Below are 16,320 nucleotides of genomic sequence, written 5' to 3' on the forward strand. Positions count from 1 at the left end.
GTTATGTCCTATTGTGCCTCTCGTCGCCGATTCATCAAAACTGCAGCCGCAGGAGTTTCAGGGTTTGCGCTGTCAAGTTGTGGTTGGACATTAGCAAAAGTTCAGACTGATCAGGCGATCGTGCAGTCTTCCGATGAACTCAATATCTACACTTGGTCGAATTACATTGATCAAGAACTCGTCGATGCATTTCAAGCCAAGACAGGGATCAAAGTTAAGTTTGATGTGTTTGATTCTAACGAGACGATGTTGGCAGCTTTCCAAGCCGGAAAAGCAAAAATCTATAGCGTCATTTATCCATCGGACTATAAAGTGACTCAGATGAGTAAGCTCGGCTATTTGAGCCAGCTTGATCACTTACGGTTAGAAAGCCTCCGTCATCTGATTCCGCGTTTTCAAACCTCACTGCATGACCCCGGCAATCGTTACAGTGTGCCGATGAGTTGGGGAACGACCGGATTGATCTATAACAGTGAAAAAATCAAGGATGCACCCAAAGATTGGAACTATCTGTGGGAGAACAAAGAGAAGTTGATGCGACGCATGACCTTGATGAATGATGTGCGGGAAGTGTTAGGAGCAACGTTACGATCGCTTGGATTCTCCTACAATTCCACCAACCCAGCCGAATTGAAAAAAGCATACGATCGGCTACAAGAATTGAAACCTGCGATCGCGACTTTCACAACCGATGCCTGGCGGGATCAATTAATTGCTGGAGATTTGTCGATCGCGATGGCTTACTCCTCAGATGCGGCACTGGCAATGAAAGACAATCCAAAGTTGAAATATGTCATCCCGAGCAGTGGCACTTCTCTCTGGACAGATACGATGGTGATTCCCAAAACGGCTCCCAACCCTGATGGAGCTTACGCTTGGTTGGAGTTTATGCTTCAGCCTGAAGTCGCCGCCAAAATGACAGAACGGTTATCCTTTGCAACGACCAATCAAGCTGGCATTGCTCAACTCCCTGAAGCGATTCGGTCAAATTCTAGCTTGTTCCCCGCGATGGAGTTGTTGAATAGATCCGAATCGATCGCACCCGTAGAGCGGGAAACGCTAGAAGCCTACGAACGATATTGGACGAAACTCACGAGTAGCTGAGGATATTAAACTATGAAAGCGCCCTCGATTTCTGAATCCTCTACCTCTAGCTCTCCTCGCTGGTTGCAGCCAGTCTTGATGCTCTCGCCTGCGGGACTTTGGCTATTGTTGCTGTTGATTGTTCCGACCCTGATTATTTTCCAATTGAGCCTTGTTCCCAACATCAAACCGGGCGATGTCGTGAATCCATCAGGATTGGAGAATTACTTGCGAATTTTTCAGCCTGAGAGTTTCCCTGCTCTTTGGCGATCGTTCCTCTTCGCATCGGGAACGACGATCGCTTGTCTTGTCCTCGGCTTTCCCGTCGCGTATTGGATTGCTCTCACTTCTCCCAAACGCTGGCAAAATCTCATCTTAATGGGCTTTACATTGCCTCTTTGGACATCTTCGCTGTTGCGATCGTATGCCTGGATTAGCATTCTGCGTCGAACTGGCGTACTCAACAGCTTTCTGATGAGTCTCGGTTTACCGACCTTAGATTTATTAAATCAACCGATCGCAGTCCTGATCGGCATGACCTATGGTTTATTGCCTTACATGGTTCTGATTCTCTATGCCTCGTTAGAAAAGCTCGATCGACGATTGTTAGAAGCCGCCGCAGACTTAGGCGCAACCCCTCAACAAGCGTTCTGGAAAGTGACTGTCCCCCAATGCTTTCCGGGCATTATTGCTGGAGGTTTGCTGGTATTCATCACGGCGCTAGGAGACTTTATCAATCCAGAGCTATTAGGCGGAACATCGAGCCGAACTGCGGCGCGTGTCGTTTATGACCAATTCCTAGGTGCAACGCAGAATTGGGGATATGGCTCAGCTTTGAGCATGATGCTGATTTTAATCGTCAGTATTGCGATCGCACTGCTCATTAAATACGGAGATCAGAATGCAAAGTCAATTTAGAAATCGCATCTCAGCAGGGTTTACCTTGCTGATGTTTGGCTTTATGTATTTACCGCTATCAGTGCTCGCGTTCTACAGCTTTAATCAAGCTCCAAACAGTGCTCAGTGGACTGGATTTACATTATCTTGGTACATCAAATTTTTCCAAGATAGTCGAATTCTTTCAGCGCTTCGAGATAGTTTGTTAGTTGCAAGTTTGGCAACTGCGATCGCAGCTGTCATTGGAACCTTACTGGCGATCGGGCTTGCAAAATATCAGTTCTTTGGCAAAAAGTTATTTCAAGGTGCAGCTTATTTGCCGTTGATTATTCCTGATATCGCGATCGCAGTTGCAACCCTTGTATTTTTAGCAGTCATTGCAGTACCCCTGAGCCTTTGGACAATCGTGGCTGCCCATGTCGTTTTCTGCCTGGCTTACATCGCGTTAGTCGTTTCAACACGACTCGTCAATCTTGACCCGCATCTGGAGGAAGCAGCGTTAGATTTGGGTGCAACTCCGATGCAGTCATTGGTGATGGTATTGCTGCCGCAGTTAATGCCCGCGATCGTCTCGGGCTGTCTCCTGGCTTTCGTGTTGAGCATGGATGATTTTCTCATCGCAAGCTTTACCGCAGGTGGAGGGATTACAACTTTGCCGATGGAGATCTTCAGCCGAATCCGAACCAGTGTAAGACCGGATATGAATGCATTGAGCGTCGTTTTGCTGGTGATTTCAGGTGGACTCGCTCTACTGGCTGAAGGGATTCGCTACCAGGGTGAGAAGAAGCGATTCACTTAGGTCGGTTCTAGTACAGTCCGCCGAAGCTGCATTCGGAATGAAGGGTCGAGATATTTTTCTTGTTGCGATCGCCATTGCTGCCAAGCGTTGATGATTTTCTCTTGCAGGCGATCGGCAAAAATCGGACAAGTTTTCTCGATCGCTTGCTTCAAGCTGCTCTCTAAGAACTCCTGCATCACAACGCTATCTTGAATCTCTCCCAAACTCTCTTGAATCGCTTTGAAATCCTCGACTTGAGCCTTGTAAGCCTCTCCATAGAACTCGGTGAATAGCTCAGTTTGATAGCGCACCCGTTTCATTTGCTTCCGTAAATCGTGGAGCGATGCGTTCTGCCGCAATTGTTCTCGAATCGATTCGGCTGTAATCGGGGCAAATCTGCCAGATTCTTCTCGTCCAATCAGCCAAGCGGGATGCAGCAGAACGCCATGAATCAGAGGCATCAAGACATCGGGTAAGACGGATTGAATTGGGAGTTGCCCAATCACCCGATAATGTGGCAACGCTAACCAATTCTCCATTTCTTTCCGAAATGCCTTGTATTCGTGCGATTTCAACGCCTTTTGCAGTTTTTTGAAATCTCGCGATCGCTGTTTCTGGAGTTTCTTCAACGCCCGTTTTAATTCTTTCTGCTCTGATTCTGGCAAAGTGGGCGACTTCAATTCAAGCTGCAACACATCTGCATCTCGCACTGCACCTAAAATTTGAGCAAACTTACGGATTTTTGCTTCACTCGCGGCTTTTGGCAGATCTGCTACAAATCCAAAAACCTGAATTGCGGTTCTCAGTCGCCGCAGTCCGACTCGCATTTGATGCAGTGCCTCTGGATCTTGATCCGCTAAAACTTCTTCTTCGTGCTTCATCGCTTTACGGAAATGTTTCTCGATCGCACGATAAGCAAAGTGACTCAGCGTTTCTGATTGCAGTGGGATATGGAGATTCATGGCGAGTTTTTATCAAGGGAATACACCTCTATTCTGAGTCTCTGTCACTCCCAGAATAGAAACATCTCACTTAAGTTAATGATTGCGGTTCTGACGCATTCAGTGGTGTTTTAGAGATATTTCGGAATCCTTAATTTCAGCTTCTTTCATAAAGGAATCTCTTGGATCTCTGCCAAGTTTAAGAACACTTCCGCATTGACTGCTTCTGTCGATCGCTGACATCGCACCGCAAAACTACATCCGCTACATTCTTCGGTTTGTGGAATTTGCGGGAAAGGCTGATTTTTGGTCTCATAGCGATCGAGCCATTCATCCAACTGGGCTAACAATTGCTGCAAGCTTTGCCGCGTTTCCTTATGCTGTTGCGTACTGTAAGCGAATCTCAAGCTCTGAGGAGATTCAGCGGCTCCCTGCGCTTGGAAAAACCAATACGTCATCGAAATCTGCTCTGGTGCATATTCACTCGTCTCCGCCAAAACAAATGGATAGAGGCGAGACTGCCAGTTTTGCGATAAGTCCTTTCGCGCTGGTTTTGGATAAGTCTTCCAATCTAAAATTTGCGCTGCTGAATCTGTTAAAAGTAGCAAATCATAGACCACAGTCAATAAATGCCCATTGAATTCGAGCGTCCGAAGATGCTCACTCTCCCGAAAGCTAGGACGCTCAATCTGAAGAATTGTCGGAGCAGCACCCGTAAAAGCGTGAAACCATTGGCGAAGTTGCGGATCTTCTTGCAGGAAAGGCTCGATCGGTAAATCCATTTCCCACTGTTGCATCAGCGCATGAAATCGACTTCCTGCCGCAAGTCGCTCTCGCTGCTCGGGTGAATTCGCTGATCCCAACTGCTCTATATAAGTGTGCTGAAATTTGCGCGGACACAATTCAAGTAAATTCAAATGTCCTTGAGAGATTCGCATTAGTTCTTCGTTAAAACAAACACACTGCCTTCATTGCCGCGCCCAATCCGCAAATCCTCATCAAGATAAGTCACATCCAGCCATCCTTGTTGATCCCGGTCTTTGATCTGAAAATCGATCGCGGCAAACTTCTTCTCGGATTCTAGCTGTTGAATAAAGTAACTGGGAGATTGGTAATCGATTAAGCGTTGCAGACCAATGAACGATCGCTCAAATTTCACATCGACTCGGCGATCCGTCATCCGACGAAAGCGAGCAACCACTGCCACAATTCCTTCTAAAAACGGCACACCCGAAACTTCCGCAATATTATAGAGTTTCGCTTCGGGAGCGTGAATACACTGATAAACCTGCCCCAATTTGAGCAACGGAAATTGATCAATCCCCAAAATGCCGCGACTGGTCGTGTAAATTAACCGCCAATCACCATCAAGTAAGTGAATTGCTTCAAGTGGGCGAGGGGTAGGATTGCGATCTTCGAGTTGAGCGATCGCCGCTAAAATTGCCTGTTTTTCGGACTCTGAGGCGAGAATGCCGCGATTCGTTCCCGCGATCGCTTCGAGTAAAGCAGCTTTCCCGATCATGATGCGCTCCTAGCGTAAACAGAATTAATCGTAATCGCTCTCCACGGCTCTGCTTCAGATTCAAAAAGTTTCTTAAATTCAGTCTTGATCCAAAAAATCCGAAATTCCGAAATTATTTACTTGACAATTTCAGAAAAACGTAGAAAATGCATTGAATCTAAACCGTATATTGCTAATTTGCGAAAGCAAAAGCAAATTCAATGTGCCAGCTATACCCGTAAGTGTTACACTCTGGGTGTTTCGGTCGATCTAAGATAAAGTAGAAGCTCTCTACTGTTGGAGTTACAACCGCTCAATGATTTACAACCCCTCTCTACGTCAAGAACCTCGAACCCAACGTGCCGCTGTGATCCCGATGCAGCAGGAATCATCGATCCTCGACTGGTTAGAAAGCACAGGGCGACTTCTGGCACGCGACAATGCAGATTTCGACTATCTAGACGATGAAGAAGAGATCAATGAACTGATGGATGGCGAAGGCAGCAGTGCCTTTGACACAGACGATGACGATGATGATTTAGATTTAGAAGATTAGACGATGAGGCGCGAGATTCTTCTGAATCTTGTGCCTGATTTGATAATTAAGTGGTGAAATGTGCGGAGTGAATTGAGAAACCTGTGGACGCAAAACTTTTTACAGGAAGAGCCTTAAATTTTTCGGGTACGAAGCTATTTCTTCTACTCACGATTGGCATGACGATCGCAGCAATCTCGCTGGATCATTTTAGTGGACGAGTTTGGAGCCAGAATACATCACTGACGTTCCCCATGTGGATGAGTGGACTGGCAACGGCAGGGATCGGCTTTTGGGCTGTGCCTTTCCTCAAGGCACTGAAAGCTGGACAGATTATTCGCGAAGATGGCCCACAATCGCATTTGAAGAAGGCAGGAACCCCGACGATGGGAGGAGCCTTCTTTGTTCCCATCGCGGTTGCACTGGGTTTAATTTTGTCTAATTTTTCGGGCAATGTAATTGCCGTTTCAGCATTGACCATGGCGTACGCTGCGATCGGCTTTCTCGACGATTGGCAAATCATTCGCCGCAAGTCCAACAAAGGCATTTCTCCGCGGATGAAAATGGGACTGCAAATCTTCTTTGCAGTTGCGTTTTGTCTCTGGTTAGCCCTGACAAATCCGAGCGTCACTTCGATCGCATTGCCGTTGGGTCTAGTGCTGCCGTTGGGATCGCTCTTTTGGGCGTTGGCTTGTTTCGTTTTAGTTGCAGAAAGCAATGCGACGAATCTGACTGATGGAATGGATGGATTGGCAGGTGGAACAGTCGCGATCGCGCTGTTGGGATTGGGTGCTTTGATCGCACCTGAGCATGCTGATTTAGGTATCTTCTGTGCGTCCCTAAGTGGAGGTTGCCTCGGCTTCCTGGTTCACAATCGCAATCCGGCAAAAGTCTTCATGGGAGACACTGGATCGCTGGCGTTAGGTGGCGCATTAGCGGCAGTTGGATTACTAACGAATTCCCTGTTCGCGTTGTTGATTCTGAGCGGCTTGTTCTTCTTAGAAACTCTCTCTGTCATTGCTCAAGTGACGTATTACAAAGCCACAAAAGATGCAAATGGCATCGGCAAGCGTTTGTTCAGGATGTCTCCATTCCATAACCATTTGGAATTGACGGGCTGGACAGAAACACAGGTTGTCGGTTGGTTTTATACGATCGCGGCTGTCCTGGCTGGATTCAGTCTTGCAATTCACTAATTTCTCAAATCCGCACAAAAAACTGTGATCGAGTCACAAAAAGCTGTTATGATGTGACTCGACAACTCTGGAGAGATGGCTGAGTGGTCGAAAGCGGCAGATTGCTAATCTGTTGTACGGTCTTGAACCGTACCGAGGGTTCGAATCCCTCTCTCTCCGTTCTAAAATCCCGTAATCAACCGATTTAAACTTGTATCTACTGCAAGTTACGAACGCGGCTGAAATTTTTAGCAGCTATCATTAAATTCACCTTTGATCGGAACCTGTCGAAATGATTGTCTGTCCCAATTGCAATCATGCTAATCCTGACGGTGCAGTGCAATGTGAAGCGTGTTACACGCCTTTGCCCGTCTCGATCGCCTGTCCAAGCTGTGGCACGACCGTGCAAGCGGATGCCAGTTTCTGTGGACAGTGCGGCTATCACCTGAAATCTGTGAGCGCTCCTATGTTATCGACTCCTGAATCTTCGCTGCCTGATCCCTTAGAATCGCCTGAACCGATCGTGCCTGAACCTTTGGTTCAGCCCGATCCGATTCTTCTACCGACCCAAGCTGAAAGAATCCCTGAAGCTGCCGCCATTCAGCCTCCAGTCTTGGCAACTCAGCTTCAGCAATCCTTCGCCCGTTTGTTAAATCTACAAACCAGCACGGTAGTAGAAATCCCGCCAGGTCTAACTGTGGTGCATATCGGAAAACCCAACGATCAAATTCCACCCGACATTGATGTTTCGGGGTTTCCAAACTCGGAGATCGTTTCGCGGATTCATGCCGACATTCGCGTCGAAGGTGAAACCTACTACATTGAAGATGTCGGCAGTTCTAACGGAACTTATATTAATAATTCGCCCCTGCCGATGGGCAATCGGCATCGATTAAGACCGGGCGATCGCATTTCACTCGGCAAAGGCGATAAGATTTCGTTTCTCTTTCAAACCTAATCCATCCTCACCGTTTGCCAGTCACGATATAAGCCACCCGTTTGCCAATATTTGCAGCGTGATCTGCCATTCGTTCTAGATGGCGGATCACCAGGATTTGCAGCACAATTGGCTCGATAATGCCTTTTACGTCTTGCTGACGCGCCAGTAGGTTGTAAAGCGTTTCATAGTCAGAATCGACCGCATCATCTCGCTGGCGCACATCCATTCCGGATTCTGCATTCAGATCAGACAACGATTCTAGACTCAACGCCAACATTGCACGACAGCGATCGAACATTTGCAAAATCTGACCCATGTAAGGTGATTCTGCATAGGGAAATAGTTGCACTGCGACATCCCCTAAGTTTTTGGCATAATCTCCAATTCGTTCTAGATCTCGGACTAACTGCATCAGAGCACTTAACAGCCGCAAATCCTGCGCGACCGGAGACTGGAGCGCAATTAAATTCACACAATCGAGTTCGATTTGTTTATAGAGACGATCGATTTTTTTATCTTGTTTATTAATTTGCTCAGCCGCTTCAAGATTGCGATCGAACAAAGCTTCTCTTGCTAGACAACAGGAGCGTTCAACTAACGCGCCCATTCTCAAAACATCACGCTGAATGCGTTTAATCTGACGCTCGAAGTGAACACGGATCGGTTCCTGACCTTCTGGCACATTTCTATACAGCATCAATTAGAGGGATAAATTTTGGACACACAACCGAGTATCGAATGAACATCAGGAACAGCGGTTAATTTCAGCCGCCTCAATATAACAAGAGAAATTTATCTTGACAGGTATTACACAAAACGTTTTGACTCTTTTTCTATTGTAGAGTGATCGATCTGGAGAGAGATCCTGTAACCTATAAACTTTCATGGTCGCGGCAGTTTGCCCTTCTTCCTACAATAGATATGATTGCGAACCTCACTCCTGTTATGTTCTCTTCCTCTGAAGATTCTCTCAATTTGGCATCTCACTCCCAAGGACATAGTTTATTTGCTCAGTTGCGGAGCCGATTTCCGCAAGGAGCGCTGATTTCAGAACTGGTGCAGGTGCAGGATGGGCAATTTGTCGTTCGCGCGATCGTGCAAGTCGGAACGGCGATCATGGCAACCGGAATGGCTGCCGCCGAGAAGATTGAAGTCGCAGAAGATCGAGCCAGAGTCAGAGCGATGGAAGTTTTGGGAATTTCACCGACGGGGGGTGCCGCGACATTTGATGTGCCATCTAGACCAATGGTGGAAGCGCCAAAAGAAGTGGAACCCAGCTTAGACCCCATTGCTGAAATTCCGTTACCCCCTGTTGAAGAATTGGTTCCTGAAGGGATTGCACCGAAAAAGCCTGCGCGCAAAAAGAAAGAAGATCCGATCGCCCCTGCGCTTGAATTTTCCGTGCCAGACTTCGATCTTCCCGAGATCAAATCTGAACCTCTTGAATTTACTCGCGAACCTGTGCCGCCTGTAGCAGATTTTGCACCCGATTTTGAGGAAGATGATTTTCCAGCACCCGAACCCATCGACTTATCCGATGCGATCGCTCAGATTGGAACTGAGATTGAGCGCATCGGCTGGACGAAAAAACAGGGCAGCACTTACTTGCAAGATACATACGGCAAGAAAACCCGTGCGGAGCTTGATGAGGATGAACTGATCGAGTTTCTGCATTACTTGAAAGCCCTTCCCAGTAAAAATAGCCAAATTCCCTTCTAAACCTTATGCCTTCGATCGCCGCACAGCCTTACGAATACGAACTTCCGAGTGATTCCCAAGTCGCGTTAATCGTGATCGATATGCAGCGCGATTTCCTGGAGTTAGGCGGATTTGGTGAAGCCCTTGGCAATGATGTGAAACTCGCTCAAGCGATCGTGCCCACCGTGAAGCAACTGCTCGAAGGATGTCGATCGCTGCACCTGCCGATCTTTCATACTCAAGAAGGACATCTGCCGGATCTCTCTGACTGTCCGCAATCGAAGCTCAAGCGGGGAAAAGGAAACCTGACCATTGGCGATCAGGGCAAGTTGGGGCGGATTCTGATTCTGGGTGAACCTGGAAACGCAATCATTCCTGAACTTGCTCCCTTACCGGGGGAAGTTTTGATTCCCAAGCCCGGAAAAGGAGCGTTTTACAACACTGATCTGGAGATGCAGTTGATCAATCGCAATGTTACCCATCTTTTGATTGCAGGCGTAACAACCGAAGTTTGTGTGCAGACCACGATGCGAGAGGCAAACGATCGAGGATATGAGTGCTTACTCGTCGAAGATGCCACTGAGAGTTACTTTCCACAATTTAAACAAGCGACGTTAGAGATGGTGCGGGCACAAGGGGGCATTGTGGGATGGACGGCAAACACAGAGGCGGTGTTACAGGGTTTACGATCGTGGAAAGCCGGAGAATGATAAGTTAAGTCCAGTGCATCTCGATCAATACTTTCATCATTATTCCTTGCGTTTCGGGTGGCGGTTTGTCACCCTTTTTGTTGCCCTCTTTGAATCGGGAACTTGAGGCGCTACAATGTGACGGTTGAATTCGGCACCCCTACCTTGATTGAGCGTTACACCCTGCCTGAGATGGGCGATTTGTGGACAGATCACTACAAATTTAAAACCTGGCTCCAAGTTGAAATAGCAGTGTGTGAGGCGCAAGCCGAGCTAGGTTATATTCCGGCTGAAGCGGTTGAAGAGATTAAAGCGAAAGCGAAATTTGATGTGGCGCGGATTTTAGAAATCGAAGCGCAGGTTCGTCATGATGTGATCGCGTTTTTGACGAATGTGAATGAATATGTAGGCGATGCGGGTCGCTATATTCATTTAGGCATGACCAGTTCGGATGTGCTGGATACCGCTTTAGCCTTGCAAATGGTCGCCAGTTTAGATGTGATCATGACGCATGTAGAAGCGTTGATTCAAGCCATCCGATATCAGGCCCAACAGCATCGCAATACGGTGATGATTGGTCGATCGCATGGAATTCACGCCGAGCCGATCACATTTGGATTCAAACTGGCAGGCTGGCTCGCTGAAATGTTGCGTCATCGCGATCGCTTATGTCAACTCAGAAAATCGATCGCAGTCGGTCAAATCTCTGGCGCAGTGGGAACTTACGCCAATATTGATCCGCGCATTGAGGCTCTAACTTGTCAGAATTTAGGACTTGAACCGGATGCCGCTTCAACCCAGGTAATTTCTCGCGATCGCCATGCCGATTATATGAATTGCCTCGCTTTGTTAGGAGCTTCGATCGAGCGGTTTGCGGTTGAGATTCGCAATTTGCAGAAAACGGATGTTTTGGAAGTTGAGGAATTTTTCTCAAAGGGTCAGAAAGGATCGTCTGCCATGCCCCACAAACGCAATCCGATTCGATCGGAGCGTTTGACCGGAATGGCAAGATTACTCCGAGGCTATGCAACCGCTGCATTAGAGAATGTTGCGTTATGGCATGAACGCGATATTTCTCACAGCTCCGTTGAGCGAGTTGCATTACCCGATGCATGCATTTTGACGCATTTTATGTTGGTTGAAACGACGGACTTGATTAAACATCTGCTGGTTTATCCAGAGAATATGGCTCGCAACATGAACGTGTATGGCGGGGTAGTGTTTAGTCAGCGGGTGATGCTGGCATTGGTGCAGAAGGGATTGAGCCGAGAGGATGCTTATGCGATCGTGCAATCTTGCGCCCACCAAGCCTGGAATCGGGAAGATGGGAATTTCCGTCAATTGCTGAGTGAAGACGATCGCGTGACCAAAACGCTATCGACTACCGAATTGGATGAGTGTTTTGATCCACAGGTGCATCTGAAAAATCTCGACCAGGTTTATCAACGGTTAGGGATTTAATCGGGGAATGGGGGAATGGGGAAAGTAGCAATGGTTATGCTGATTTCCCATTCCCCTAACGTGCCTCGACAGACACTCCGTATTCATATCCTTTGAAGTTCGATTCAAAAATAACTGCATAATCTCCGGTCGCAGCAACCTCACCCGTCCAAGATTTTCGGTCTTCTCTGTACTCAACCAAATCTTTCCCATCCGGCGCAACAATTCTGGGAAAAACCTGGCGATCGCGCGTCACCGTCAATGTCTGACCTTTGCTCAAATTGAAGGAATAGGTGTGACTGCCAGTTCCAATGAAGCGATCTCTAATTTCAATGTTGTCTTGTCCTCCAGCAAATTCGATCCGCTCAACTTTTTCACCACAGTTATTTTCTGTTCTAGATTTCGCAATCCAACCTGGCTTCTCACCCGTGATTTTGAACCAGCCGTCTTGTTCATTCTCAACATCGACAAACGTTCCATTTGGCAACTGTCCCAAAATCTGTGAGGAAGCATTGGGACTCGATCGCACATTCAGAGGTGACTCTGGATCGTTGACTTTCGCCATACGAATCACACATTTTTCGACGGTTCGAGCCGCTTTTGATCCAGAGGGCTTAGCGTCAGAAGCAGCATCCGATTTTGGGGATTCGGGCGACAGTTGAGGAATCGATTGAGGTGCAGCCGTGGGAGATTCAGTCGGTTTTGCAGGAGATTGAGGCGCTGCAGTCGGAGAGCTTGCACTTGGGGCAGAAGATTGAGGCGCAGAAGAACAAGCCGCCATCATCGCTAACAAGGTTGCACAAGTGCTTGAGCGGAACCAAATCAATGCTGAGGATCTAAAAGGCATATGTCGTAGAGAAGCTTGGGATCAAGAAATTACTTCAATACTTGCAAATTCAATCACGGAATGGTTCAGTGAATTACAAAAAACCTCCAGACTTGAAAAAGCCTAGAGGTTTCAATTCAATTTTCGCGTCGGGTTGAGTTTCGGCTATGGTGAACCCGCACTGACCTTGACTGTGCAAAGACCTACTGAAAGTCTTGAGCATTGTACAAAGCTCAATGTGACACCTTACTGAACATCTCTATCTGAACCGGAAAAATCGTGTTGCATCTGGATCGCCCGTTTTACAATCGGCGTGAGTTTCTCTCTCCAGTAGCGAATATCGGGATAATTCGTCGCGATCTTGAGAATATCGCTCCAACGGTTCTGTTCTTCTGCTGCTAGCGCCGTTGAATATTGAGTCACAGCTTTATCCCAGGATTTGGGCATCGTCTTGAGAGCCGATTGAGCTTGGGGATAGGCGGCGCTGTTGGCTGGCACCGCTTTTGCAAGTGCGATCGCGCCATCTAAATTTCCAGCTTGGAAATGCGAAAGTGATTCACGGTAGAGGCGGCTGCCTGGATCATTCGGCAAACTCGCTAAAGCTGGATCATTCGCTCGTTTCCGATTGAGCGTTGCAACAGGACCATCACTTTCACAGGTTTTCCGAGTTAAATTCTCATAAATCCAGCCCACAACAGGTTGGCTAATTTGTAACCAGCCATCTCTGCGCCCAATCACGGTAACAACAATACCATTCTGTAGCGACCCCACAATATTTCCGACCTTCTCGATTGGAGCCGATCTCACATTCAATGGCGGCTTATCGTCAAAGACGATCGTTTGACAATCCTGCGCGACCGTTTGAATGACATTCGCCGATTCTGTACTGTTAATCGTCGCCTTGGGTTTCGCTACCGCATACAGAGTTCCAGACACGGTCATGACTGCGGTAATACAAGCTCCAACTGCCAAAGGAGATTTCAGAATCGTCTTCACGTTAACCGACATGGTGATGCCTCATGCTGATCCAAAATTGAGAATTCAAACTTTACAAGCGCTTGTTCAGTTCCGCGACTCGTCTTCACTCTTGTAGATTGCCCTAAAATTCATGCAAATGCGTTCAGGAGTCCCAACAATCCTAGAAAATTAACTCTTCTCAATTCATCGTGTTCTCCCACTTGACAAAATAATCTGGGTCAGACCCATGAGGGGTAATACCCCTCGACATTTGATTCTGTCTTGTCAGCAGCTTAATAAGACGCAACATCCTGGTAAACTTTTGGATGGTCAAGTATCAGAAGTGGCAATGGAAATTGGTCAAAAAGTGCGCGTTCGGCGACTGCGCGATCGTGTCCCCCAAGATGTGGTTAAAAAGCTCGGAGCAACTGGCGTTATCAGCCAATACAAAGTGGTTGATGGCAAAGGCATTGGTTTACTCGTCCAGTTTGAGGATAAATACTCAACCTGGTTTTTTGAGGATGAGTTGGAAACGATCGGCTAATCGAGCTAAGAATTCGACCAGTCGATACCATAGGGGTTAGGGAATCAAGCAGTTTGCCTTTTTCCCTGACCCCTCTTCTCATGAATCGCCCCTTTTTGCGGATTTGGATATGGCTTTTATATTGACGTTTTTAGGTAAAGGCGGAACCGGACGGACAACTTGCGCGATCGCGGCTGCCAAAAAGTTTGCCGCTCAAGGAAAGCGCGTTTTACTGGTCGGACAAGATCCGACTCCGGCTTTTGGTTTAGCACTCGGAACAACGGTTGGCGTTGATCCACAAGAAATTTCTGCCAACTTCAGCGCCGTTCAACTTCAGACAACAACGCTGCTCGAACGCAGTTGGGAAGAAGTGAAAAAGTTGGAGGCGCAATATCTCCAGTCGCCGATTCTGAAAAATGTGTTTGGTCAGGAATTAACGATTTTTCCAGGCTTGGATCAGCTGCTCGCTTTGAATGCCCTGCGAGAGTTTGATAGCCGCTATGACGTAATTATCTACGATGGTGCAGGCAATCAAGATACGCTGCGATTGTTAGGAACGCCTGAGACACTGAGTTGGTATATTCGTCGATTCCGTCAGGTCTTTATCGATTCAGATTTAGGGAAAACGGTTTCGATGTTGATTCAACCGATCGCTGCTGCAATTTTCACGAACAACAATTTCGTCGGGGATAACTTTGCCCAGCCGACTCGTCAAGCCAATGATCTGTTAGATCAAGGGAAGCAAGCGGTGAATGATCCGAAACGCATGGCGGCTTTCTTAGTGACGACTGAAGATGAAGCTGCGATCGCGAGTGCAAAATATCTCTGGGGCAGCGCGCAACAAATTGGCTTAACCGTTGCAGGCGTTTTGTGTAATCGTTCCAGCGATGCTTCTGCGGTCAGCGAAGCATTTCAGCCTTTGCCAATTTCAGCGATTCCGGTTCAGCCCGTGAATGACTGGCAGTCCCTGATCGATGCATTGCCAGAACTCGATCACACTTCTGAAGCCCCGAGACCGATCGCGGTGAATGTCGCCGAAAGAAAAGTAAGCTTATTCTTGCCGGGATTTGATAAAAAGCAAGTCAAACTGACCCAGTATGGGACAGAAATCACGATCGAAGCGGGCGATCAGCGGCGCAATATCGACCTGCCTGCGCCATTACGCGGGCAACCTGTGACAGGCGCAAAATTCCAAGACGGCTATTTAATCATCTCGTTTTAGCGTGTCTTAGTCGTCCGCGATTATTCAATTCACGACCCTAACCTTATGACTGAATCTTCTGAACTTCAAACCGAGCGCTCTGCCAAAACTCGCCAGATTCTGGGGATGAAAGGCGCAGACGTGAAAGAATCTTCGATCTGGAAGATTCGGCTGCAATTGATGAAGCCGATTACCTGGATTCCGCTGATGTGGGGAATTCTCTGCGGTGCGGCTTCGTCTGGAAACTATCATTGGGCACTCGAAGATGTGCTGAAATCTGCGGCTTGTATGCTGCTGGCAGGACCACTGCTCACAGGCTACACGCAGATTATGAACGACTACTACGATCGCGAGATCGACGCCATCAACGAACCGTATCGTCCGATTCCATCGGGTGCGATCCCTCTGAACCAAGTTGTGATCCAAATTTGGTTCTTGCTCCTCAGCGGTGTGGGACTTGCCTATGTTTTGGATCGTTGGGCAGGGCATGAATTTCCAACGATTACGGTACTGGCGATCGCCGGATCATTCTTGTCTTATATCTACTCAGCACCCCCTCTCAAACTCAAACAAAATGGCTGGCTAGGCTGTTATGCGCTCGGTGCAAGCTATATTGCGATTCCCTGGTGGACAGGACATGCTTTATTTGGCGATCTGAATCCGACCATTATTATCTTGACCTTGTTCTACAGTTTTTCGGGCTTGGGAATTGCGATCGTCAACGATTTCAAGAGCGTCGAAGGCGATAAAGCGCTAGGACTCAAATCACTTCCGGTCATGTTTGGAGTAACAACAGCGGCTTGGATTTGTGTAGCAATGATTGATGTTTTTCAAGCAGGAGTTGCAGGTTATCTGATGACCATTCATCAAAATCTGATGGCGACGCTGCTGATCTTGTTAATCATTCCGCAGATCACCTTTCAAGATATGTACTTCCTGCGAGACCCGATCAAGAACGATGTTAAATATCAAGCCAGCGCCCAACCCTTTCTTGTGTTTGGCATGTTGGTGACGGCGTTAGCATTAGGACATGCAAATATTTAGCCTTGATTTGCGATCGCTAACCCCGGAATCAAAGGGATTGCGATCGCAAAATCCTGAAAGTCTTGTAGACTAAACGTCAGTAATTCTTCAAA

General features: G+C 47.5%; 18 protein-coding genes and 1 tRNA gene. 13 read left to right on the forward strand and 6 right to left on the reverse strand.

The features are described 5' to 3' along the window. Nucleotides 1-3 precede the first annotated feature (3 nt). From LEPBO_RS0112905 to LEPBO_RS0112915, 3 genes are read left to right on the forward strand one after another with little or no spacing between them, the layout of a single operon-like run. Complete coding sequence (locus LEPBO_RS0112905; RefSeq protein WP_017287992.1) at nucleotides 4-1,104, forward strand: ABC transporter substrate-binding protein; 1,101 nt, start codon at nucleotides 4-6, stop codon at nucleotides 1,102-1,104. Between the two features lie 12 nt (nucleotides 1,105-1,116). Continuing rightward, nucleotides 1,117-2,001, forward strand: a complete 885-nt coding sequence (locus LEPBO_RS0112910) for an ABC transporter permease (protein WP_017287993.1) — start codon at nucleotides 1,117-1,119, stop codon at nucleotides 1,999-2,001. Then, nucleotides 1,985-2,779, forward strand: coding sequence for an ABC transporter permease (locus LEPBO_RS0112915; protein WP_017287994.1), 795 nt, complete (start codon nucleotides 1,985-1,987; stop codon nucleotides 2,777-2,779). Before LEPBO_RS0112910 ends, LEPBO_RS0112915 begins: the two co-directional genes overlap by 17 nt. On the opposite strand, the gene LEPBO_RS0112920 is transcribed toward LEPBO_RS0112915, so the two are convergent. The 3 genes from LEPBO_RS0112920 to LEPBO_RS0112930 all read right to left on the reverse strand — a co-directional run bounded on the left by LEPBO_RS0112920 (nucleotide 2,776) and on the right by LEPBO_RS0112930 (nucleotide 5,221). After that, nucleotides 2,776-3,720 carry a CHAD domain-containing protein gene (locus LEPBO_RS0112920; RefSeq protein ID WP_017287995.1) on the reverse strand — a complete coding sequence of 315 codons (945 nt, stop codon included), beginning with the start codon at nucleotides 3,718-3,720 and terminating at the stop codon, nucleotides 2,776-2,778. The genes LEPBO_RS0112915 and LEPBO_RS0112920 overlap by 4 nt on opposite strands. A 146-nt stretch (nucleotides 3,721-3,866) precedes the next feature. Next, on the reverse strand, nucleotides 3,867-4,637 hold the full coding sequence (locus tag LEPBO_RS0112925; RefSeq protein WP_017287996.1) for a PD-(D/E)XK nuclease family protein: 771 nt from the start codon (nucleotides 4,635-4,637) through the stop codon (nucleotides 3,867-3,869). Beyond that, the gene (locus LEPBO_RS0112930; RefSeq protein WP_017287997.1) at nucleotides 4,637-5,221 is read right to left on the reverse strand and encodes a PAP/fibrillin family protein; all 585 of its coding nucleotides are present in this window, start codon (nucleotides 5,219-5,221) and stop codon (nucleotides 4,637-4,639) included. The genes LEPBO_RS0112925 and LEPBO_RS0112930 overlap by 1 nt, the downstream gene beginning before the upstream one ends. 295 nt (nucleotides 5,222-5,516) lie before the next feature. Between LEPBO_RS0112930 and LEPBO_RS0112935 the strand changes: the two genes are divergently transcribed. The 4 genes from LEPBO_RS0112935 (at nucleotide 5,517) to LEPBO_RS0112950 (ending at nucleotide 7,868) form a co-directional block, all read left to right on the forward strand. Further along, nucleotides 5,517-5,756: a DUF3134 domain-containing protein gene (locus LEPBO_RS0112935; protein ID WP_017287998.1), complete on the forward strand. Its 240-nt coding sequence runs from the start codon at nucleotides 5,517-5,519 to the stop codon at nucleotides 5,754-5,756. A gap of 83 nt (nucleotides 5,757-5,839) precedes the next feature. Further along, nucleotides 5,840-6,931, forward strand: a complete 1,092-nt coding sequence (mraY, locus tag LEPBO_RS0112940; protein WP_017287999.1) for a phospho-N-acetylmuramoyl-pentapeptide-transferase — start codon at nucleotides 5,840-5,842, stop codon at nucleotides 6,929-6,931. A gap of 69 nt (nucleotides 6,932-7,000) precedes the next feature. Continuing rightward, nucleotides 7,001-7,090: transfer RNA gene (locus tag LEPBO_RS0112945), tRNA-Ser, on the forward strand. Between the two features lie 112 nt (nucleotides 7,091-7,202). Beyond that, nucleotides 7,203-7,868: an FHA domain-containing protein gene (locus LEPBO_RS0112950; protein ID WP_017288000.1), complete on the forward strand. Its 666-nt coding sequence runs from the start codon at nucleotides 7,203-7,205 to the stop codon at nucleotides 7,866-7,868. A gap of 7 nt (nucleotides 7,869-7,875) precedes the next feature. Here the strand turns inward: LEPBO_RS0112950 and phoU are convergent, their stop codons facing one another. Further along, nucleotides 7,876-8,547, reverse strand: a complete 672-nt coding sequence (gene phoU, locus LEPBO_RS0112955) for a phosphate signaling complex protein PhoU (RefSeq protein WP_017288001.1) — start codon at nucleotides 8,545-8,547, stop codon at nucleotides 7,876-7,878. Nucleotides 8,548-8,795: 248 nt separating this feature from the next. On the opposite strand from phoU, the gene LEPBO_RS0112960 reads away from it, so the two are divergent. The 3 genes from LEPBO_RS0112960 to purB all read left to right on the forward strand — a co-directional run bounded on the left by LEPBO_RS0112960 (nucleotide 8,796) and on the right by purB (nucleotide 11,698). Further along, a complete protein-coding gene (locus tag LEPBO_RS0112960) occupies nucleotides 8,796-9,569 on the forward strand; it encodes a hypothetical protein (RefSeq protein ID WP_086371025.1) in 774 nt (257 codons plus the stop codon). A gap of 5 nt (nucleotides 9,570-9,574) precedes the next feature. Further along, entirely contained in the window at nucleotides 9,575-10,258 is a 684-nt protein-coding gene (locus LEPBO_RS0112965; RefSeq protein ID WP_017288003.1) for a cysteine hydrolase family protein, read from the forward strand. A gap of 117 nt (nucleotides 10,259-10,375) precedes the next feature. Further along, nucleotides 10,376-11,698 carry an adenylosuccinate lyase gene (gene purB / locus LEPBO_RS0112970; protein ID WP_017288004.1) on the forward strand — a complete coding sequence of 441 codons (1,323 nt, stop codon included), beginning with the start codon at nucleotides 10,376-10,378 and terminating at the stop codon, nucleotides 11,696-11,698. Between the two features lie 55 nt (nucleotides 11,699-11,753). Here purB and LEPBO_RS40050 read toward each other — a convergent pair whose 3' ends face one another. Both LEPBO_RS40050 and LEPBO_RS0112980 read right to left on the reverse strand, forming a co-directional pair. Next, nucleotides 11,754-12,524 (reverse strand): SH3 domain-containing protein, encoded by a 771-nt coding sequence (locus tag LEPBO_RS40050; protein WP_017288005.1) that lies wholly within the window; start codon nucleotides 12,522-12,524, stop codon nucleotides 11,754-11,756. Nucleotides 12,525-12,749: 225 nt separating this feature from the next. Next, nucleotides 12,750-13,511: an SH3 domain-containing protein gene (locus tag LEPBO_RS0112980; RefSeq protein ID WP_017288006.1), complete on the reverse strand. Its 762-nt coding sequence runs from the start codon at nucleotides 13,509-13,511 to the stop codon at nucleotides 12,750-12,752. 196 nt (nucleotides 13,512-13,707) lie between these two features. Here LEPBO_RS0112980 and petP point away from each other — a divergent pair, with 196 nt between their 5' ends. From petP to chlG, 3 genes are all read left to right on the forward strand, one after another. Beyond that, the gene (petP, locus tag LEPBO_RS0112990) at nucleotides 13,708-14,004 is read left to right on the forward strand and encodes a cytochrome b6f subunit PetP (RefSeq protein ID WP_239741164.1); all 297 of its coding nucleotides are present in this window, start codon (nucleotides 13,708-13,710) and stop codon (nucleotides 14,002-14,004) included. A gap of 109 nt (nucleotides 14,005-14,113) precedes the next feature. Then, the gene (locus LEPBO_RS0112995) at nucleotides 14,114-15,205 is read left to right on the forward strand and encodes a Get3/ArsA fold putative tail anchor-mediating ATPase NosAFP (RefSeq protein ID WP_017288008.1); all 1,092 of its coding nucleotides are present in this window, start codon (nucleotides 14,114-14,116) and stop codon (nucleotides 15,203-15,205) included. 45 nt (nucleotides 15,206-15,250) lie between these two features. Beyond that, nucleotides 15,251-16,228 carry a chlorophyll synthase ChlG gene (gene chlG / locus LEPBO_RS0113000; RefSeq protein ID WP_017288009.1) on the forward strand — a complete coding sequence of 326 codons (978 nt, stop codon included), beginning with the start codon at nucleotides 15,251-15,253 and terminating at the stop codon, nucleotides 16,226-16,228. Nucleotides 16,229-16,320 lie beyond the last annotated feature (92 nt).

Origin of the sequence: Leptolyngbya boryana PCC 6306, assembly GCF_000353285.1 — a bacterium.
Classification (GTDB): Bacteria; Cyanobacteriota; Cyanobacteriia; order Leptolyngbyales; family Leptolyngbyaceae; genus Leptolyngbya; species Leptolyngbya boryana.